Genomic DNA, 15,958 nt, shown 5'->3' with positions numbered 1-15,958 from the left:
AACATACTCATCGCCGATGCCCTGTCCGTGCAAGGGCCGTTCCTCGACTTCGCGGTGGCGAAGGGAACGGATTCTTTCGCCTTCGATCTGGCCTTCGGCCTGAATGACGCGTTCAAGATGACGGTCTATGACACGGCAGGCAACGTGCTTGAAACCGTCACACTGAACGACGGGTCGGGGTCGGACGTCATGGACTACAAGAGCGTTGTGGTCAGCGCGCCTGCCGGCAAACTGATCGGCCGCGTCGCCTTGGAAGCCATGGGGCCGGGCGTCGGCATCTACATGGACAACTTCCAGATCGGCGGCGGCGCCACCGCCAACCTCGATGCCAAGGCCGTCATCATCGATCCGGCGGGCAACATCTCGAGCGAGACGATGCCCATGGTCAACGCGACCCTGGACAAGGTGATGGACGACCAGGGCACCATCCGGGGCGAGCTGCAGGCCGGTGCACTCACCGACGACACGCAGCCTGACCTCAGCGGCAAGGCCGGGGCGAACAGCACCGTGGTCATCAAGGACAACGGTGTGGAAATCGGCCGCACGACGGCCGATGCCAACGGCAACTGGGCACTCACGCCGCTCACGCCGCTGGCCAACGGCGCGCACAGCCTGACAGTCACCGCGCTGGACGCCCACGGCATCGCCGGAACGCCGTCGGGTGCGTTCGGCCTCACCGTGGACGCCACCGCGCCGGCCAAGCCGACCCTCGTTTCGGTGACGGACGACGTGGGCAGCATCACCGGCAACGTGGCGCTGAACGGCACCACCGACGACGCCCGGCCCACCTTCAAGGGCAAGGCCGAAGCGGGCAGCACCGTGGTCATCTACGACAAGGGCGTGGAACTCATCCGCGTGCCGGCCGATGCCTCGGGCAACTGGACCTACACGCCGGCGAGCGCATTGAACAGCAGCACGCACACCATCACTGCGGTCGCCATCGACAAGGCGGGCAACACCAGCGCAGCTTCGGACGCGTTCGGCTTCACGGTGGCAACGGCACCGCCGGCCAAGCCGACCATCGTGACGGTGATGGACGACGTGGGCAGCATCCGGGGCGAGCTGTACAGCGGTGGCTTCACCGACGACACGAAGCCCGTCTTCAAGGGCAAGGCCGAGGCGAACAGCACCGTGATCGTCCTCGACAACGGCGTGGAAGTGACGCGCGTGCCGGCCGATGCCTCGGGCAACTGGACCTACACGCCGGCCACGGCGCTGGTCAACGGCGGCCACAGCATCAGTGCGGTGGCAGTGAACAAGGCGGGCACGGCCAGCGTGCCGTCGGCTGCGTTCGGCTTCACCGTGGACACGGTGGCGCCGGCCAAGGCGACGATCGTGTCGGTGGCCGACGACGTGGGCACCATCAAGACTCCGAACATGGCCAGCGGCACCACCACCGACGACGCGAAGCCGACCTTCAAGGGCAAGGCTGAAGCGAACAGCACCGTGGTCATTTACGACAAGGGTGTCGAAATCCAGCGCGTGCAAGCCACTGCGGCAGGCGATTGGACGTTCACGCCGGCGACGGCGCTGGCCGACGGGGCGCACAGCGTCACCGTGGCGGGGGCGGACAAGGCGGGGAACTTGAGTGCGCAGTCTGCTGCGTTCGGGTTCACTGTGGATACGACGCCGCCGTCGCTCGGGGCGGAGGGAGGGATGGTCCTTTCGTACGGTTACGCGTGGTTCGACTGGTGGTTCGCCGTCAGCCTTATGCACAACCCCGCCGTGAAGGCAGGAGACTTCATTGTGGTTAAAGGAACTGGGGGGACCAAGTATTTCGAGTTGACACAGGCAGACATAGATAACGCGCACAAAGCCCCGTGGAGCACGACGGAGGTGGATGGGGCGCCGCTCCAGGTGGCCTACGCCGATGCGGCGGGCAACACGACAGCATTCATCTACATCGACGTCGATATGCAAGGCGGCACCTGGTTCTATCCGTCGACGTTCGGTTCGGCTGAGCCTGTGGTGCTGGCAGACGACAACGTCATCGACAGTCCAACCCACGTCTACGCCGGCAGCGACGAAACCCTCATCGCCAAGCTCGGCTTCGCCGATCGACTCGAAGGCGGCGCCGGCAACGACACCTTCACCAACGTCGGCACGGGCGATGTGGTGCATGGCGGCGCGGGCAACGACACGGTGCGCATCCACAGCGGCGATTTCGAACGCCTCGACGGCGGCCTGGGCATCGACACGCTGGTGATGGACGGCAAGTCGATGCACATCGACCTGTCGGCCCTCGGTGCGAAGGTGCAGGGCTTCGAGAAGTTCGACCTGGGCGCAGGCGGCAACACGCTGGCGCTGAGCGCGAGCGATGTGCTGGCTGGTGGTGCGCGTGACAGGGTCATGGCCGACGGCAAGGTGCAGATGCTGGTGAACGGCGCCAACGGCGACGTCGACCTGCTCGGCGGCCACGACGGTGCGGACGGCTGGACCCAGGGCAGCAATGCTACGGTGGGCGGTGTGACGTACAGCGTCTACACCAACCTCGCCGGCACCGCCGAACTGCTGGTCGAGGACAAGGTCCACGTGACGATCCTGTAAGCCGGTTGCGACGCGGCGCGACCACAGCGCCGCGCAAGAAGCGACAGCCGCGGGATGCGGCTGTCGCGCGTTGCCGAAGGGTTCACGGCCTTCATCTTTTTCTTCTTCTTTTTTCTCTCCATTCTTCTTGAACGACGCTTCCTTCCCCGGAGGCGTCTGGTGCATTTCATGTCTTTGTCCCGATTCTTTTCCTTTCACCAGCGCATGCGCGCGGGCCGCTGGGTGCTTGCGCTGTCGATGGTGGCCGCGGGCTGCGGGCCCGTCGCAGTCACGGCTTCCGCGCCTTTGCCTCCGCTGCCACCGCCTTCCGAACCGATGAACTGGGTCGCACCCGCGGTGGTGCGCGCTGCGGCGCTGCGCAAAGGCGCCGTCTATCGGCCCGCACCCGAGGTGGCGCCCGAGCTGGCCCAGGTGGTGTTCTTCCGCCGTGCCACGACCTCGCCCAGCGAAGGGGCGGCGCACGTGTACGTGGACGGCGAATTTCATGCCGCGCTGATGCCCAACGGTTTCACCCGCCTGTGCGTGGCGCCGGGCGCACATTCGCTCGAGGCTTACATCGACGACGCGCCGCTGTACGCAGGCAAGTCGCAGCCGAAGACGCCGGCGGTGCTCAAAGGCGGCCAGACCGTGTTCGTGGCCGTGTCGGAAATGGGCGAGGGCGCGCCGCTGCCCTACGGAAGGGTTGCGGCCGAACGCGCGCTCAAGGGCGCGCGCGAGCAGCGGCAGGTGATCAGCCGCGCGGTGCGCGTGCAGCCCTGCCGCGAACCTTCGGAGCAGGCCCGTCGGGCCTGACCACGTTCAGCGGATGTGCGTTGCGTAGGCCGCTTCGGCGGCCTCCAGCAGCGTCCAGAAGCCTTGTGGCTGGCGCCCGTGCAGCACCTCGTCGAGCACGCCGAGGTGCGCGTGCCAGCCGCTGGCCACGCTCAGCGTTTCCTTGCGATCGGGCAGGCGGCGGTGCGTGAGCACCAGGTGCGTGGCGTGCTCGCCCTGCGGCGACAGTTCGAAGGTGACTTCGGACGCGTCTTCGTGTTCGTTGCCCCAGCTGATGACCAGCAGGGTCGGTGCTTCGAGGCGCAGCACGCGCGAGTTCTGCACGTGCGTCTTGCGGTAGGCGGCGAAGCGCTCGGGCGCGACTTCGCCCGACAGCTCGGTGTGCTGGAAGCGCAGCTCGAACACCGCGCCCGGTGCCTGCGCCATGGTGCCGCCGGCCAGCCAGGTGCGGCGCTTCTCGGGATCGACGAGGTAGCTCCACACGCGTTCGACGGGCGCGGGCAGGGTGCGCTCGATGCGCAGGGTGCCGGGCTCGGTCTGCGTGCCCAGGCTGTGTTTCAGGGTCATGGTCATGGGTCGGTGCTCCTTGGGTGGATGAAGAGGAGAGAGAAGGGGGTCACGCGCGGTCGTCGTCGTCGGCCTCGCGCTGCAGCGCCTGCGCCAATGCGTCCAGGCGGTGGTTCCAGAAGACTTCATACGCGCGCAGCCACGCATCGGCCGTGGCGAGCGCCGCCGGTTCGAGCCGGCACACGTGCGCGCGGCCCTGCACGGTGCGCGACACCAGCCCCGCGCGTTCCAGCGTCTTCACGTGCTTGGAGGCGCCCGCGAACGACATGCGAAACGGCGCGCCCAGTTCGCCCACGCTGCATTCACCCTGCGCGAGCAGCTGCAGCATGGTGCGGCGCGTGCTGTCGGCCAGGGCGTGGAACACGGCGTCGAGCCGTTCGTCTTCGATTTCAAGTTCAACCATGAAGTTGAATATAGATCGATGCCGAATAAAATTCAACCCGAAGGTTGAATGATTGCGCGGCGTTACACCTGATACACCCGGGACGCCCTGCGCGCACCGGGCGCTGGAAGCGCGGCGTCTGCGCTCCTACGATGCCTTTCATTCCATTCACTCGCGAACGAAAGACACCAACCAATGAACACCCTCATCCAGCGCCGCGCCCTGTTGCTCGCCGTCGCCGTGACCCCGCTGGCAGGCGCCTGCAGCGCCTGGCCGCAGAAGGGCGCGCAAGCCGAAGCCGGCGCGCAGCTCGCCGAACTCGAGCGCGCCTGCGGCGGTCGCCTCGGCGTCGCGGGCTTTCACACCGGCAGCGGTGCGCGCCTGCAGCACCGCGCGCACGAGCGCTTTCCGCTGTGCAGCACCTTCAAGCTGGTGCTCGCCGCGGCAGTGCTCGAACGCAGCGCGACCGACGCCAGCTTGCTCGGGCGCCGTGTCAGTGTCGGCAAGGGCGACCTGGTGTCGCACTCGCCGGTCGCCGAGAAGCACCTCGCCACCGGCATGACCGTGAACGAGATGTGCGCCGCCACCATGCAGTACAGCGACAACGCGGCCGCCAACCTGCTGCTGAAGGTGCTGGGCGGGCCGGCCGCCGTCACCGCGTTCGCACGGCGCATCGGGGACACCACCTTCCGGCTCGACCGCACCGAGCCCGAGCTGAACACCGCCATCCCCGGCGACCCGCGCGACACGACCACGCCCGCGGCCATGAGCGACACCGTGCAGCGGCTCGCGCTGGGCGATGCGCTCGGTGCCCCGCAGCGTGAGCAGATGCGCGAATGGCTGCTCGGCAACACGACCAGCACCGAGCGCTTCCTGGCCGGCGTGCCCGCAGGATGGCGCGTGGGCGACAAGACCGGCGCGGGCTCGTACGGCACCACCAACGACGTCGGCGTGCTGTGGCCGCCGTCGGGCGCGCCGCTGGTGCTCTCGGTCTACCTGACCTTTCCCGACAAGGACGCGAAGGGCCGCAACGATGTGGTCGCCTCGGCCACGCGCATCGCGGTGAAGGCGCTCGCAAGCTGAAGCCGCGGCGGGCGGGGCCACAATGGCGGCCCCATCTTTCCCTGCCGCCCCATGGACCTGAGGTCTCTTCGCTATTTCATCGCGGTGCTCGAAGCCGGCAGCCTGTCGCGCGCTGCCGCGTCGCTGTACGTGGCGCAGCCCGCGCTGACCGCGCAGATCAAGAAGCTCGAGGCCGAACTCGGCACGCAGCTGTTCGACCGCTCGCATGTGGGCGTGACGCCGACGGCCGCCGGGCTGCAGCTGTACCAGGACGCGCGGCGCCTGCTGTCGGATGCCGCAGCGATGCGCGAGCGGCTGCAGCGCACACCCGACGGGCCTGAGGGCTCGGTCACGGTGGCCGTGCCGTTCCTGCTGGCCTCGCTGCTGCTCGGGCCGGTGCTGGCGCGGCTGAAGCAGTCGCACCCGCGCATCCGCGTCTTCGTGATCGACGACCTGAGCCTGATGGTGCGCAAGGCGATGGTCGATCGCCGCGCCGACATCGGCCTGCTGGTCGACACCGCGAGCGTCGAGGGGCTGGATGTGCGGCCCTTCGTGCGCGAGGGCATGTTCCTCTGCGGTTTCGATGCGAAGGGCGAGGTGGCGGCACTGCTCGGAAAAAGTGCGAAGGGTGGGCGTGCGCAGAAGGGCGCGCCGGTGCGCCCCACGGTGCCTTTCGCGCGCGCCGCGAGCCTGCCGCTGGTGCTGCAGTCGCGCCGCTTCAGCATCCGCCAGCGCGTCGAGGCGGCGGCCGAGGCCGTGGGCGTGGAACTCAACGTGGTGCACGAGCACGATTCGGCGCGCGTGCTGCGCTCGCTCTACCTGGCGGGCGCGGGCTTCACGGTCTCGCCTGCCTGCGCGCTCGCAGACGGGCCGGGCGAACAGCCGAACTGGCTGGTCGCGCGCATCGTCGAGCCCGAGTTGCTGCGCACGTACCACCTGGCCACGCCGGCCGGCAAGGCGCCCGATGCGGCCACGCAGGTCGTGATGCAGGTGCTGGCCGACGAGGCGCGATCGATGATCGCCTCGGGCCGTTGGGACGCGCAGTTCCTGGCTGACGGCAAGCTATAGCGCGCAGACGGATTGCGCGAAGGAGCCATCAACTTTTTTGATGGCCGCGCATCAGCAATCGGTATTTGTTGTGCGGCGGCGTTGCCTGCGACAGTTCTCCCGAAGGTGCACAGGCACCTGCCACAAGGAGACAACTTGCCCTCACTCTCGCCCGAGATCGCCAACGTCGGCGAACTCGCATCCCGCGCCGCCCGCCTGCATGCACGGCAGATCGCCGTGACCACGCCGCAGCGCGCCTGCACCTACGAACAGCTCGACCGGCGCGCGAACCGCCTGGCCAATGCCCTGCGCGGGCTGGGCCTGCAACGCGGCGACCGCGTGGGCGTGTACCTGCCCAACTGCATAGAGATCGTCGAGCTGGAGCTGGCCTGCTACAAGGCCGCGCTGGTGAAGGCGCCGATGAACGCGCGGCTCGCGCCGGTCGAGGTGGCCGAGGTCATCGTGAACAGCGACGCCACGCTGATCGTCACCACCGCCGCGCGCGCAGAGACCTTTTTGCCGCTGCTGAAAGGCGCGGCTCCGAAACTGCTGCTGCTCGATGCGGCCGAAGGTACGCCGGCTTCGTACGAAGGCCAGCTGGCGCTCGCAAGCGACGCCTTCACCACGGAGCGCGTGCGCGCCGACGAGCTGGCCGTGCTGCACTACACCTCGGGCTCCAGCGGCGTGCTCAAGGCCGCGATGCAGACCTTCGGCAACCGGTTGGCCCAGCTGCGCAAGTTCCTCTCGCGCTCGGAGGGCATGCGCCCCGGTGACCTGCTGGGGCTGGTGGGGCCGATCACGCACGCCTCGGGCATGCAGATCGTGCCGGCGCTGTGCAGCGGCGCGACCATCCGCCTCTTCACCGGCTTCGAGCCCGCGCGCTTCCTGGACGACATGAAGAAGGAGCGCGTGACCCACACCTTCATGGTGCCCACCATGATCAACATGCTGCTGGCCGAACTGCAGGGCCGCTACCGGCCGCTGCCCGATCTGCAGCGCCTGGGCTACGGCGCCGCACCGATGGCGCCCGCGCGGATCATGCAGGCGATGGACGTGTTCGGCCCCGTGCTGTCGCAGGGCTACGGGGCGGGCGAGACCACGTCGGGCGTGTGCGGCCTCTCGGTGGAAGATCACCTGTTCGCACGCGCCGCCATGCCCGACCGGCTGGCCTCGTGCGGCCGGCCCTTCCTCGAATCGGTGGTGGAGATCGTCGACGACGAAGGCCAGCTGGTCGCACCCGGCGAGGTGGGCGAGATCGTGGTGGGCGGCGAGGACGTGTTCGCCGGCTACTGGCGCGCACCCGAGCTCACGGCCGAGGTGCTGAAAGATGGGCGCTATCACACAGGCGACCTCGCGCGTGCCGACGACGAGGGCTACATCTACATCGTCGATCGCAAGAAGGACATGGTCATCAGCGGCGGCTTCAACGTGTACCCCTCGGAGGTCGAGGCCGTGCTGTACCAGCACGCGGCGGTGGCCGAAGCCTGCGTGTTCAGCGTGCCCGACGACAAGTGGGGCGAGGCGGTGGCCGCGCACATCGTGCTGAAGCCGGGCGCCTCGCCCGACACGGCCGGCCTCGACGACTTCTGCGCCGCACGGCTCGCGGGCTTCAAGCGGCCGCGCCGCATCGAGTTCGTCGATTCGCTGCTGAAGAACGCCAACGGCAAGGTCGCACGCAAGGCGATCCAGACGCCGTACTGGGCCGGCCACGCGCGCCGCGTCAACTGAAAGAGAACGACATGGACACCACGCTGACACCTTTCGCCGCCCCCACCGAGGCCTCGGCCATTCGCGCACCGCTGTTCGACGGCCCCTTCGAGGGCTCGCCGCGCGCGGCCGAGCTGATCGCCCGCATCGGCGACTTCCTGAACGGCGAACTGGCCGACCTGGTGCGCGAGAAGGGCATCGACCACGAGCACGGGCCCGACCGGGACACGTTGCGCCACGTCTGGCGCCGCTCGCACGCGATGGGCTTCTACGGCATGACGCTGCCCCAGGCCATGGGCGGGCTCGGCTTGTCGCTGCTCGACCATGTGCTGGTGAAGGAGTCGATCTATTCGAGCGGCTCGCCGCTCGCGCCGCATGTGTTCGGCGAACTCAGCGGGCCGCCGCGTGTCGGCGCACTCGCCAAGTTCGCGACGCCGGAGCAGATGGCGAACTTCATCCGGCCCGTCGCGCAGGCCGAGAAGGCGATCTGCTTCGCGCTCACCGAGGCCGAGGCCGGCTCCGATGCCGGCGCGGTGCAGACGACGGCGCGGCGCGAGGGCGATGTGTACGTGCTCGACGGGCGCAAGCGCTTCATCTCGGGCTCGCCCTTTGCCGACTTCGCGGTGCTCATGGCGTCCACCTCGGACGACCCGGCGCGCCGTGAGGTGACTGCTTTCTTCGTCGACCTGACGCAGCCGGGCGTCGAGGTGCAGTCCGGCTACAAGACCATGGCGGGCCAGTCGACCACGGGCGACATCGTGCTCACCGGCTGCCGCGTGCCGGCCGCGAACCTCATCGGCGAACCCGGCAAGGGCCTCGCGCTCGCGCTGGGGCGCATCACGGTCAACCGGTTGCTGCATTGCCCGGGCATGGTGGGGCTGGCGACCGTGGCGTTGAAGGACGCGCGCGACTACGCGCGCACGCGCCGCCAGTTCGGCCGCGCCATCGCGCAGTTCCAGGCGATCCAGCATTCGCTGGCCGACATGGCGACGCAGCTGTGCGCGGCGCGCGCGCTGATGCTGTCGACCGCGCGGCAGATCGACGCTGGCGGCGACCCTCGCGCGGAGGCCTCGATGGCCAAGCTGTTCTGCTCGGAGGCTGCGTTCCGCGTGGCCGACGCGGCGGTGCAGATCCACGGCGGCGAAGGCATCGTGCAGGGGCGGCGCGTGGAGTTTCTGTTCCGCATGCTGCGCATGTACCGCGTGCTCACGGGCACGAGCGAAATCCAGAAGAACATCATCGCGCGCGAGCTGATCGGCGACGCGGCCTGAAGTCGAACCAGAAAATCAGGAGACAAGACAAGCCATGACGCTCATCAATGCCCATCGCCGCGCGCTGTGCGGCGCGATCGCTGCCTCGGCGCTGCTGCCGGCCGTTGTCCGCGCAGCGGGCGCGAACGCTTCCGCCTGGCGGCCGACCCGCCCAGTCAAGTGGGTCGTGCCGTACCTCGCGGGCACCGGCCCGGACAACGGCGCGCGCATCCTCGCGGAAGCACTCGGTCCCTTGCTGGGGCAGCCGGTCGTCATCGAGAACCGCGGTGGCGCGGCCGGCAACATCGGCGCGCGCCAGGTCGCGCGTGCCGCGCCCGACGGCTACACCTGGATCTACTCGAGCGCGCCCATGGCCTCCAACATGCGCATGCAGCAGAACCCGGGCTACGACGCCGTGAAGGACTTCCGCCACATCATGCGGCTCACCACCTCCGACGTGCTGCTGGTGGTGAACGCGGCCTCGGGCATCCAGACGCTGCAGGAACTGGTGGCGCGCGCGCGGGCCAACCCCGGCAAGCTCGACTACGCCTCGGGCGGCGTTGGCACGCCTTCGCACCTGGGCGTGGAGCTGTTCCTGCAGGCGGCGGGCGTGCAGGCCACGCACGTGCCGTACAAGGGCGCGTCGGAAATCGTCAACGCGGTGCTGGGCAACCAGGTGAACATCGGCATGCCGATCTTCTCGGTGGCGCTGCCGCACGTGCAGGGCGGCAAGCTGCGCGCGCTCGGCGTGGCCGGCACCAAGCGCAACGCGGCCTTGCCGCAGGTGCAGACGCTGGCCGAGCTGGGCTTGCGCGGTGTCGAGCTGACGTCGTGGGGCGGCGTGTCGGTGCCGGCGGGCACGCCCGACGCCATCGCTGCGCGCATCTACGAGGTGTTCAACCAGGCGCTGAAGCAGCCGTCGGTGATCACCGCGCTGACCGAGCTGGGCAGCGAGGTGAGCCCATCGACGCCCGAGGCCTACGTGCAGGCCTTCGCCAGCGAGATGGAGCTGACCCAGCGGATGATGAAGACCGCGAAGCTGCAGCCGCTGTAAGGCGTCAGAGCACGAACCACCCCACGGCCACGTAGTGGCTCGCGGTGCCGGCCAGCACGAACAGGTGCCAGGCGCCGTGCGCGTGGCGCAGCCCCAGTCGGTTGCGATAGAACACCGTGCCCACCGTGTAGAGCACGCCCCCCGCGACCAGCCACGCCAGCCCCGTGGCGTGCAGCTTGGCCGCCAGCGGCGCGGCAGCCAGCACGCCGAGCCAGCCCATGCCGATGTACAGCGGCAGCGAAGGCTTCTTCGCCGCGCCCGCATCGGCGGGTTTCAGCTCGCGCCAGATGCCGAAGCACGCCGCGCTCCAGATCGCCGCGAGCAGCAGCCAGCCCCAGAGGCCTTGCAGCGTGACGAGCGCGAAGGGTGTGTAGGTGCCGGCGATGAGCAGGTAGATCGCGCAGTGGTCGGCGCGCTCCCACAGGCGCTTGCTTCGGCCGCGCGTGCTGTGAAAGAGCGTGGAGGCCGCGTACAGCGCCACGGCCGAGAGCGAGAACACCAGCCCTCCCGCGATGCGCGCCGGATCGCCGGTGGGCAGCGTCTTGGCGAGCAGCAAGGCGGCGGCCGGCAGCGCGAGCAGCAGGCCGAACAGGTGGCTGTAGCCGTTGAGTCGTTCGCCGGGGTACATGGGTTGGGATGAAGAAAGAAGAGGGCGCGTCGGGCGCCCGCGATCCTAGGGAGACATCGTGACGCCCCCGTGACCGGGCAAACCCTCTCTGGTTTCTGGTTGCAAATGTTTACATTCAGCGGCCGGGATGCGTTCCCGACACCCGCCGCGTGCTTTGGCGCACCAGTGCCGGCGGGCCTTCTCACCGTGAGGGACTGCCGATGAAAAAACGTTTGATGTCGTGGCGCCGGGCTACAGCCTTGTGCATTGCCATGGGGTGCGCCGTCACTGCCTTCGCGCAAGTGCAGCAGTTCAAGTGGGGCCACATCTACGAGCCCGCGAGCATCTTTCACCAGCAGGCCGAACTGGCGGCACGCAAGATCGCCGAGCAGTCCGACGGCAAGATCAAGATCGAGGTGGTGGCCGCGTCGAAGCTGGGGCAGGAGCGCGACTACGCGCTGATGCTCGCCAACGATTCCATGCAGATCGCCTACGTCGGCCAGGCCACACTGGCCGAGGGCTATCCGCCGCTGGGCCTGGGCAGCTACCCCTTCGCCTTCAAGGACCTGGACCACGTGCGCAAGTACCTCGCGAGCCCGCTGCTCGCGGACCTGATGAAGGGCTACAACGAGCGCAGCGGCAACCGCATGGTCGCGTCGGTTTATTACGGCGCGCGGCAGGTGACCTCGGGCAAGCCGCTGCAGCGCCCCGAAGACTTTCGCGACCTGCGCCTGTACGTGCCCGACGCCGCGGCCTACCAGCTCTTTGCCACCGCGCTCGACGCCAAGCCCGTGTCGCTGCCGTTCAACAGCCTGTACGGTGCGCTCAAGAAGAACGAGGTCGAGGCGCAGGAGCATCCGCTGGGCACGGTGCGCGCCAAGCAGCTGTACGAGGTGCAGAAGTACGTGCAGCTCACGGGCCACATCTACGACACGCTGGGCATCGTGATCGGCAAGGCCGCCTGGGCCCGGCTCACGCCGCCGCAGCAGGCGATGGTGGAGAAGACGCTGGCCGACACGGCCAAGTGGACGAATGTCGGCGTGATCGCCAGCGAGCTGGAAGACGAGCAGTTCCTGCGCGGCAAGGGCATGACGGTACAGCCGGTCAACCGGCTGCCGCTGCTGGAGCGCGTGTCGAAACGGTCGACGCCCGAGCAGATGGGCGCGCGGCCAGGTGACTTCGCCAAATTGCAGGCGTTGGCCGGGGCCGCGAACTAGCCGGCACGCTGCCGGTAGCCGCGCGGCGTGCTGCCGGTCCACGTGCGAAAGGCGCGGTGGAAGGCCGGCGTGTTGTCGAAGCCCACCGAGGCGGCGATGCGATCGATCGGCTCGCGCGTCTTCACGAGGCGCTGGATCGCGAGGTCGCGCCGCACCTCTTCCTTCAACGCACGAAAGCTCGTGCCCTCGGCCGCAAGCTGGCGCGAGAGCGCACGCTCCGACATGTGCACCGCGCGCGCCGCCGCGCCCAGCGTGGCATCGGATGCAAGGTGCGCGGCGACGAACTCGCGCACCGTGGCGCTGGTGGTGTCGTGATCGAAGGTGACAAAGATCCAGTCGTCGGGCGCGCGGCGCACGAAGTCGAGCAGCTCGGCGCGCGTGCGCTGGAAGGTCTGGCGCAGCACCGGCTCGGCAAAGCGCACCGACGAGGTGTCTTGCTCGAACTGCGGCGGGCCGGGGAACAGGTTCGCGTACTCGTCGAAGCGCGCCGGGCGCGGGAACGCGAAGCCGACGCCCAGCACCGGCAACTGCCGCCCCATGAGCCACGAGGCCACGCCGTGGATCAGCTTGACCATCAGCGCATGGCCGAAGGGCGTGGTGGGCCGCGCGCCGGCTTCCGGGTGCGGCGCAATGGTGATCGTGGCCACGCCGTGGGCGCGCGTCATGCGCAGGCGGTGGTCGTCCAGCAGCAGGTTCCAGAAGCGCGTGAAGCGGTACATGGCGACCATGAGCGAGGGCGCGTCGAGCAGGCTGAGCCCGAGGTACTTGAGCGCACCGGCGCGGATCGGGCGTGACCACAGGCCCAGCATCTCGTCGCCCATGAACAGCGACACGCACTCGTACATGCGAACGAACTGCTCGCGCGTGACGCGCGCGCCTTCCTGGCGCAGCAACTGCGGCGAGAGGCCGGCCTGTGCGGCCAGCGCGTCGATGTCGCGCGGGCTGAGTTGACGGCGTGCACCGCTCAGCAGGTGCTGCAGGAAGCTGACGGCGACGGTGGCGCGTTCTGGCGGCATGGCGGGTTCAAAAGACGGTTGGCGGAATCTGCAAATGAATGGGCGCGATCTGCAAGCAATGGCACAGAGCGCAAGGCTATCGTAGCCCTGAGTCGCCACATTCTCGTGGCGGAACCCGCAACAACCCAAGGAGCCCTGCCGTGATCGAACGGAACGTCACCCTGCACATGGACGAAGAGGTCGCCGTCGTGACCCTGAACCGTCCCGCCAAGCGCAATGCCATCGACGAGGCCACGCTGGCCGCGCTGGACGCCGTGTTCTCCGCGCTGCCGCGCGAGGCCAAGGCCGTGGTGCTGACCGGCGCGGGGCCGCATTTCTGTGCCGGGCTCGACCTCAAGGAACACCACGACAAGGAACGCACGGCGGTCGACTTCATGCGCGTGTGCCAGCGCTGGCACAGCACCTTCGACAAGATCCAGTACGGCGGCATTCCAGTGGTCGCGGCGCTGCACGGCGCGGTGGTCGGCGGCGGGCTCGAACTGGCGGCGGCCACGCACGTGCGCGTGGCCGACCCGTCGACCTACTTCGCGCTGCCCGAGGGGCAGAAGGGCATCTTCACCGGCGGCGGCGCGACGGTGCGCGTGGCGCGCATCATCACGCCGGGCCGCATGGTCGAGATGATGCTCACCGGCCGCGTGCTCGACGCCCGTGCCGGCAAGACGCTGGGCCTGGCGCACGAGATCGCCGCCCCCGGCGAGAGCCTGCGTGCCGCGATGGTGCTGGCCAAGCGCGTGGCGAAGAATGCGGCGCTGTCGAACTACGCGATGGTGACGTCGATCAGCCGCATCGCCGACATGTCGGCCACCGACGGCATGTTCGCCGAGTCGCTGATGGCGGCGGTGGTGCAGACCGGCGGGGAAGTGCAGACGCGGCTCGGGGCGTTCGTCGACAAGTCGTTGGCCAAGGTCACGCCGGAGCACGTGCCGGGCTGAAGTCCGGCCTCAGGCGTCGAAGGCGCGCTGCAGTTCAATCGACAGCGTGCCAGTCAATGCCTCGCGCTGCGGCGTGGGGCGCCAGAAGCTGCGCGTGAGGGCGCCGGTCGATTCCCACTCGGGATGGCTGCGCGCCGGCTGCACGGCACGCACGGCGCCGGCGGCGGCGCGCATGAGCGTGTCGTCGTCGTCCGCCGACGGGGCTTCGGCCCGGATGCGTTCGACGGCCGCATGGCCGCGCCGTTCCAGCGCCTGCGCGAGCTGCAACTGCCACGCCGCGAGCGTGAACAGCACGCTGTCTTCCACCGTGAGTTCGTGCATGTCGCGCAGCTTGTTGGCCAGCTTGCGCCCGAGCGGGCCCCAGCCCTGCGACACCGCGCCGCCGATGGCGCCGCCCAGTGCCGCGCCCGCGCCCAGCGATAGCCCTGCCACCGCGAGGTCGGCCACCACGCCCACGGCGGCGCCGATGACGGCGCCCTTGCCCAGGCGCAGGCCCGCGTCTTTCATGGCCTCGGGGTTGAAGAAGTCGAGCGTCCAGCGGCCTTCGATGATCGGCAGCGGCGCCTCGTCGGCGTCGTCCTGGCGAAAGCCGTAGAGGGCGAGCAGGTCGTCGGTGCAGCGCTGGGCCTTGTCGAACACGTCCTTCTGGACGCCGGCGATGAGCGCCTGGCGGCGCGTGGCATCGGCGAACTCGGCGGCCGGCACGGTGCGGCGGACGGACGCGGCGTCGACCAGCAGGTCCGCGATGCGCGTGCAGGCCGACTGGCGGCGCGCGTCGGCCTCGGCGTCGAGCGCATCGACCACGTCGCGCAGCACGTCGCGGCGGTCGCGCAGCAGGGTGGCGAGGTCGTTGTAGAGGTCGTGCTCGGCGCCCACGAACGGCGCCGCCGCATCGAAGCGCACCTGCACGTGCAGGCCGTAGGCCGAGAGCAGTTCTTTCCAGGCCGGCTCGCGGCTGGCGGCGTCGCGCACGAAGTTGAGCACCGGCAGCACCGGGCGCGCGCAGGAGTTCAGCAGCTCGATCTCGTCGCGGAACTTGGGCAGCACGGGCTCGCGCACGTCGATCACGAGAAAGGCGGCGTCGATGTCGAGCATCGCGCGCAGCACCTTGGCCTCCTGCTCGAACACGCCCTGCGCCTCGGGGCCCTGCAGAAAGCGGCGAATGCGCTCGGGCGGCGTGGCTTGCGCGGCGGCGTCGAGGCCGGCCAGGTGCTCGCGCAACGCGACCGCGTCTTCGAGGCCCGGCGTGTCGAAGAAGCGCACGGCCGGTTGGCCGTTCACCTCGAGATCGACCGACTCGACATGGCGCGTGGTGCCGGGGCGCTGCGACACTTCGCCGAAGCTCACGCGCCGCGTGAGCGTGCGCAGCAGCGAGGTCTTGCCCGCGTTGGTGTGGCCGACGACGGCGATGCGGATCGGGGGTGTCATGCGGTGGCGGTGCCTTCCGTGAAGACGGCATCGAGCCGGTCGCTCGCGACCACGTGGGCCAGCCCGGCGTCGCGCAGCCAGTCGCGCCAGCGTTGCGTGGCGGCGGCGCTCGGCGCGTCGGCCAGCCAGAGGCGGCATTCGCCGCAATGCATCAGCACCTCGCGCAGGAAGCGCTCGGTGCCGCGGTCGGGGCTCGACGCCGCATGGCAGACGAGCAGCACCGTGCGCGGATGGACTTGCGCAAGCTGGTCGAGCAGTGCGCGGCGCGCCGGGGCGCTGCCGTCGATGCGCGCCGCTGATGCGGGCAAACCGGCGGGCGGCCAGGGCATGTCGGGCGGCAGTTCGAAGCCGACGACGAACAGGCCGTCGTG

Annotated in this window: 15 protein-coding genes; 9 read left to right on the top strand and 6 right to left on the bottom strand. The window is 69.3% G+C overall.

Annotated elements, in window-relative coordinates; translation table 11 throughout:
- Together AAG801_RS31650 and AAG801_RS31645 are read left to right on the top strand one after the other, a co-directional pair.
- Window positions 1-2,547: Ig-like domain-containing protein (locus tag AAG801_RS31650; protein WP_341891956.1), on the top strand; the 2,547-nt coding region annotated here is incomplete at its 5' end.
- 315 nt (window positions 2,548-2,862) lie between these two features.
- On the top strand, window positions 2,863-3,339 hold the full coding sequence (locus AAG801_RS31645; RefSeq protein ID WP_341891955.1) for a hypothetical protein: 477 nt from the start codon (window positions 2,863-2,865) through the stop codon (window positions 3,337-3,339).
- 6 nt (window positions 3,340-3,345) lie between these two features.
- Here the strand turns inward: AAG801_RS31645 and AAG801_RS31640 are convergent, their stop codons facing one another.
- Window positions 3,346-3,885 carry an SRPBCC family protein gene (locus AAG801_RS31640; RefSeq protein ID WP_341891957.1) on the bottom strand — a complete coding sequence of 180 codons (540 nt, stop codon included), beginning with the start codon at window positions 3,883-3,885 and terminating at the stop codon, window positions 3,346-3,348.
- 49 nt (window positions 3,886-3,934) lie between these two features.
- Window positions 3,935-4,288, bottom strand: coding sequence for a metalloregulator ArsR/SmtB family transcription factor (locus AAG801_RS31635; protein WP_341891954.1), 354 nt, complete (start codon window positions 4,286-4,288; stop codon window positions 3,935-3,937).
- A gap of 174 nt (window positions 4,289-4,462) precedes the next feature.
- Between AAG801_RS31635 and bla the strand changes: the two genes are divergently transcribed.
- The 5 genes from bla to AAG801_RS31610 all read left to right on the top strand — a co-directional run bounded on the left by bla (window position 4,463) and on the right by AAG801_RS31610 (window position 10,387).
- Complete coding sequence (bla, locus tag AAG801_RS31630; protein WP_341891953.1) at window positions 4,463-5,350, top strand: class A beta-lactamase; 888 nt, start codon at window positions 4,463-4,465, stop codon at window positions 5,348-5,350.
- A gap of 51 nt (window positions 5,351-5,401) precedes the next feature.
- Window positions 5,402-6,397 (top strand): LysR family transcriptional regulator, encoded by a 996-nt coding sequence (locus tag AAG801_RS31625; protein ID WP_341891952.1) that lies wholly within the window; start codon window positions 5,402-5,404, stop codon window positions 6,395-6,397.
- 135 nt (window positions 6,398-6,532) lie between these two features.
- On the top strand, window positions 6,533-8,104 hold the full coding sequence (locus tag AAG801_RS31620; protein ID WP_341891951.1) for an AMP-binding protein: 1,572 nt from the start codon (window positions 6,533-6,535) through the stop codon (window positions 8,102-8,104).
- A gap of 11 nt (window positions 8,105-8,115) precedes the next feature.
- Complete coding sequence (locus tag AAG801_RS31615) at window positions 8,116-9,354, top strand: acyl-CoA dehydrogenase family protein (RefSeq protein WP_341891950.1); 1,239 nt, start codon at window positions 8,116-8,118, stop codon at window positions 9,352-9,354.
- 34 nt (window positions 9,355-9,388) lie between these two features.
- Complete coding sequence (locus AAG801_RS31610; RefSeq protein ID WP_341891949.1) at window positions 9,389-10,387, top strand: tripartite tricarboxylate transporter substrate binding protein; 999 nt, start codon at window positions 9,389-9,391, stop codon at window positions 10,385-10,387.
- 4 nt (window positions 10,388-10,391) lie between these two features.
- On the opposite strand, the gene AAG801_RS31605 is transcribed toward AAG801_RS31610, so the two are convergent.
- Window positions 10,392-11,015, bottom strand: coding sequence for a hemolysin III family protein (locus tag AAG801_RS31605; protein WP_341891948.1), 624 nt, complete (start codon window positions 11,013-11,015; stop codon window positions 10,392-10,394).
- A gap of 200 nt (window positions 11,016-11,215) precedes the next feature.
- Between AAG801_RS31605 and AAG801_RS31600 the strand changes: the two genes are divergently transcribed.
- The gene (locus tag AAG801_RS31600; protein ID WP_341891947.1) at window positions 11,216-12,211 is read left to right on the top strand and encodes a sialic acid TRAP transporter substrate-binding protein SiaP; all 996 of its coding nucleotides are present in this window, start codon (window positions 11,216-11,218) and stop codon (window positions 12,209-12,211) included.
- On the opposite strand, the gene AAG801_RS31595 is transcribed toward AAG801_RS31600, so the two are convergent.
- A complete protein-coding gene (locus AAG801_RS31595) occupies window positions 12,208-13,227 on the bottom strand; it encodes an AraC family transcriptional regulator (RefSeq protein ID WP_341891946.1) in 1,020 nt (339 codons plus the stop codon). The two genes, AAG801_RS31600 and AAG801_RS31595, sit on opposite strands and share 4 nt — an antisense overlap.
- Before the next feature lie 140 nt (window positions 13,228-13,367).
- Between AAG801_RS31595 and AAG801_RS31590 the strand changes: the two genes are divergently transcribed.
- On the top strand, window positions 13,368-14,159 hold the full coding sequence (locus AAG801_RS31590) for a crotonase/enoyl-CoA hydratase family protein (RefSeq protein ID WP_257885024.1): 792 nt from the start codon (window positions 13,368-13,370) through the stop codon (window positions 14,157-14,159).
- A 9-nt stretch (window positions 14,160-14,168) separates the two neighbouring features.
- Here the strand turns inward: AAG801_RS31590 and AAG801_RS31585 are convergent, their stop codons facing one another.
- Entirely contained in the window at window positions 14,169-15,587 is a 1,419-nt protein-coding gene (locus tag AAG801_RS31585) for a GTPase/DUF3482 domain-containing protein (RefSeq protein WP_341891945.1), read from the bottom strand.
- Window positions 15,584-15,958 (bottom strand): DUF2868 domain-containing protein (locus tag AAG801_RS31580; RefSeq protein WP_341891944.1); only part of this gene is annotated, 375 nt, incomplete at its 5' end. The genes AAG801_RS31580 and AAG801_RS31585, both read right to left, overlap by 4 nt.

It is taken from the genome of Variovorax sp. YR752 (assembly GCF_943372545.1).
Note: the sequence above shows the minus strand (reverse complement) of the source record. Positions and strands in the feature narration are given on the sequence as shown.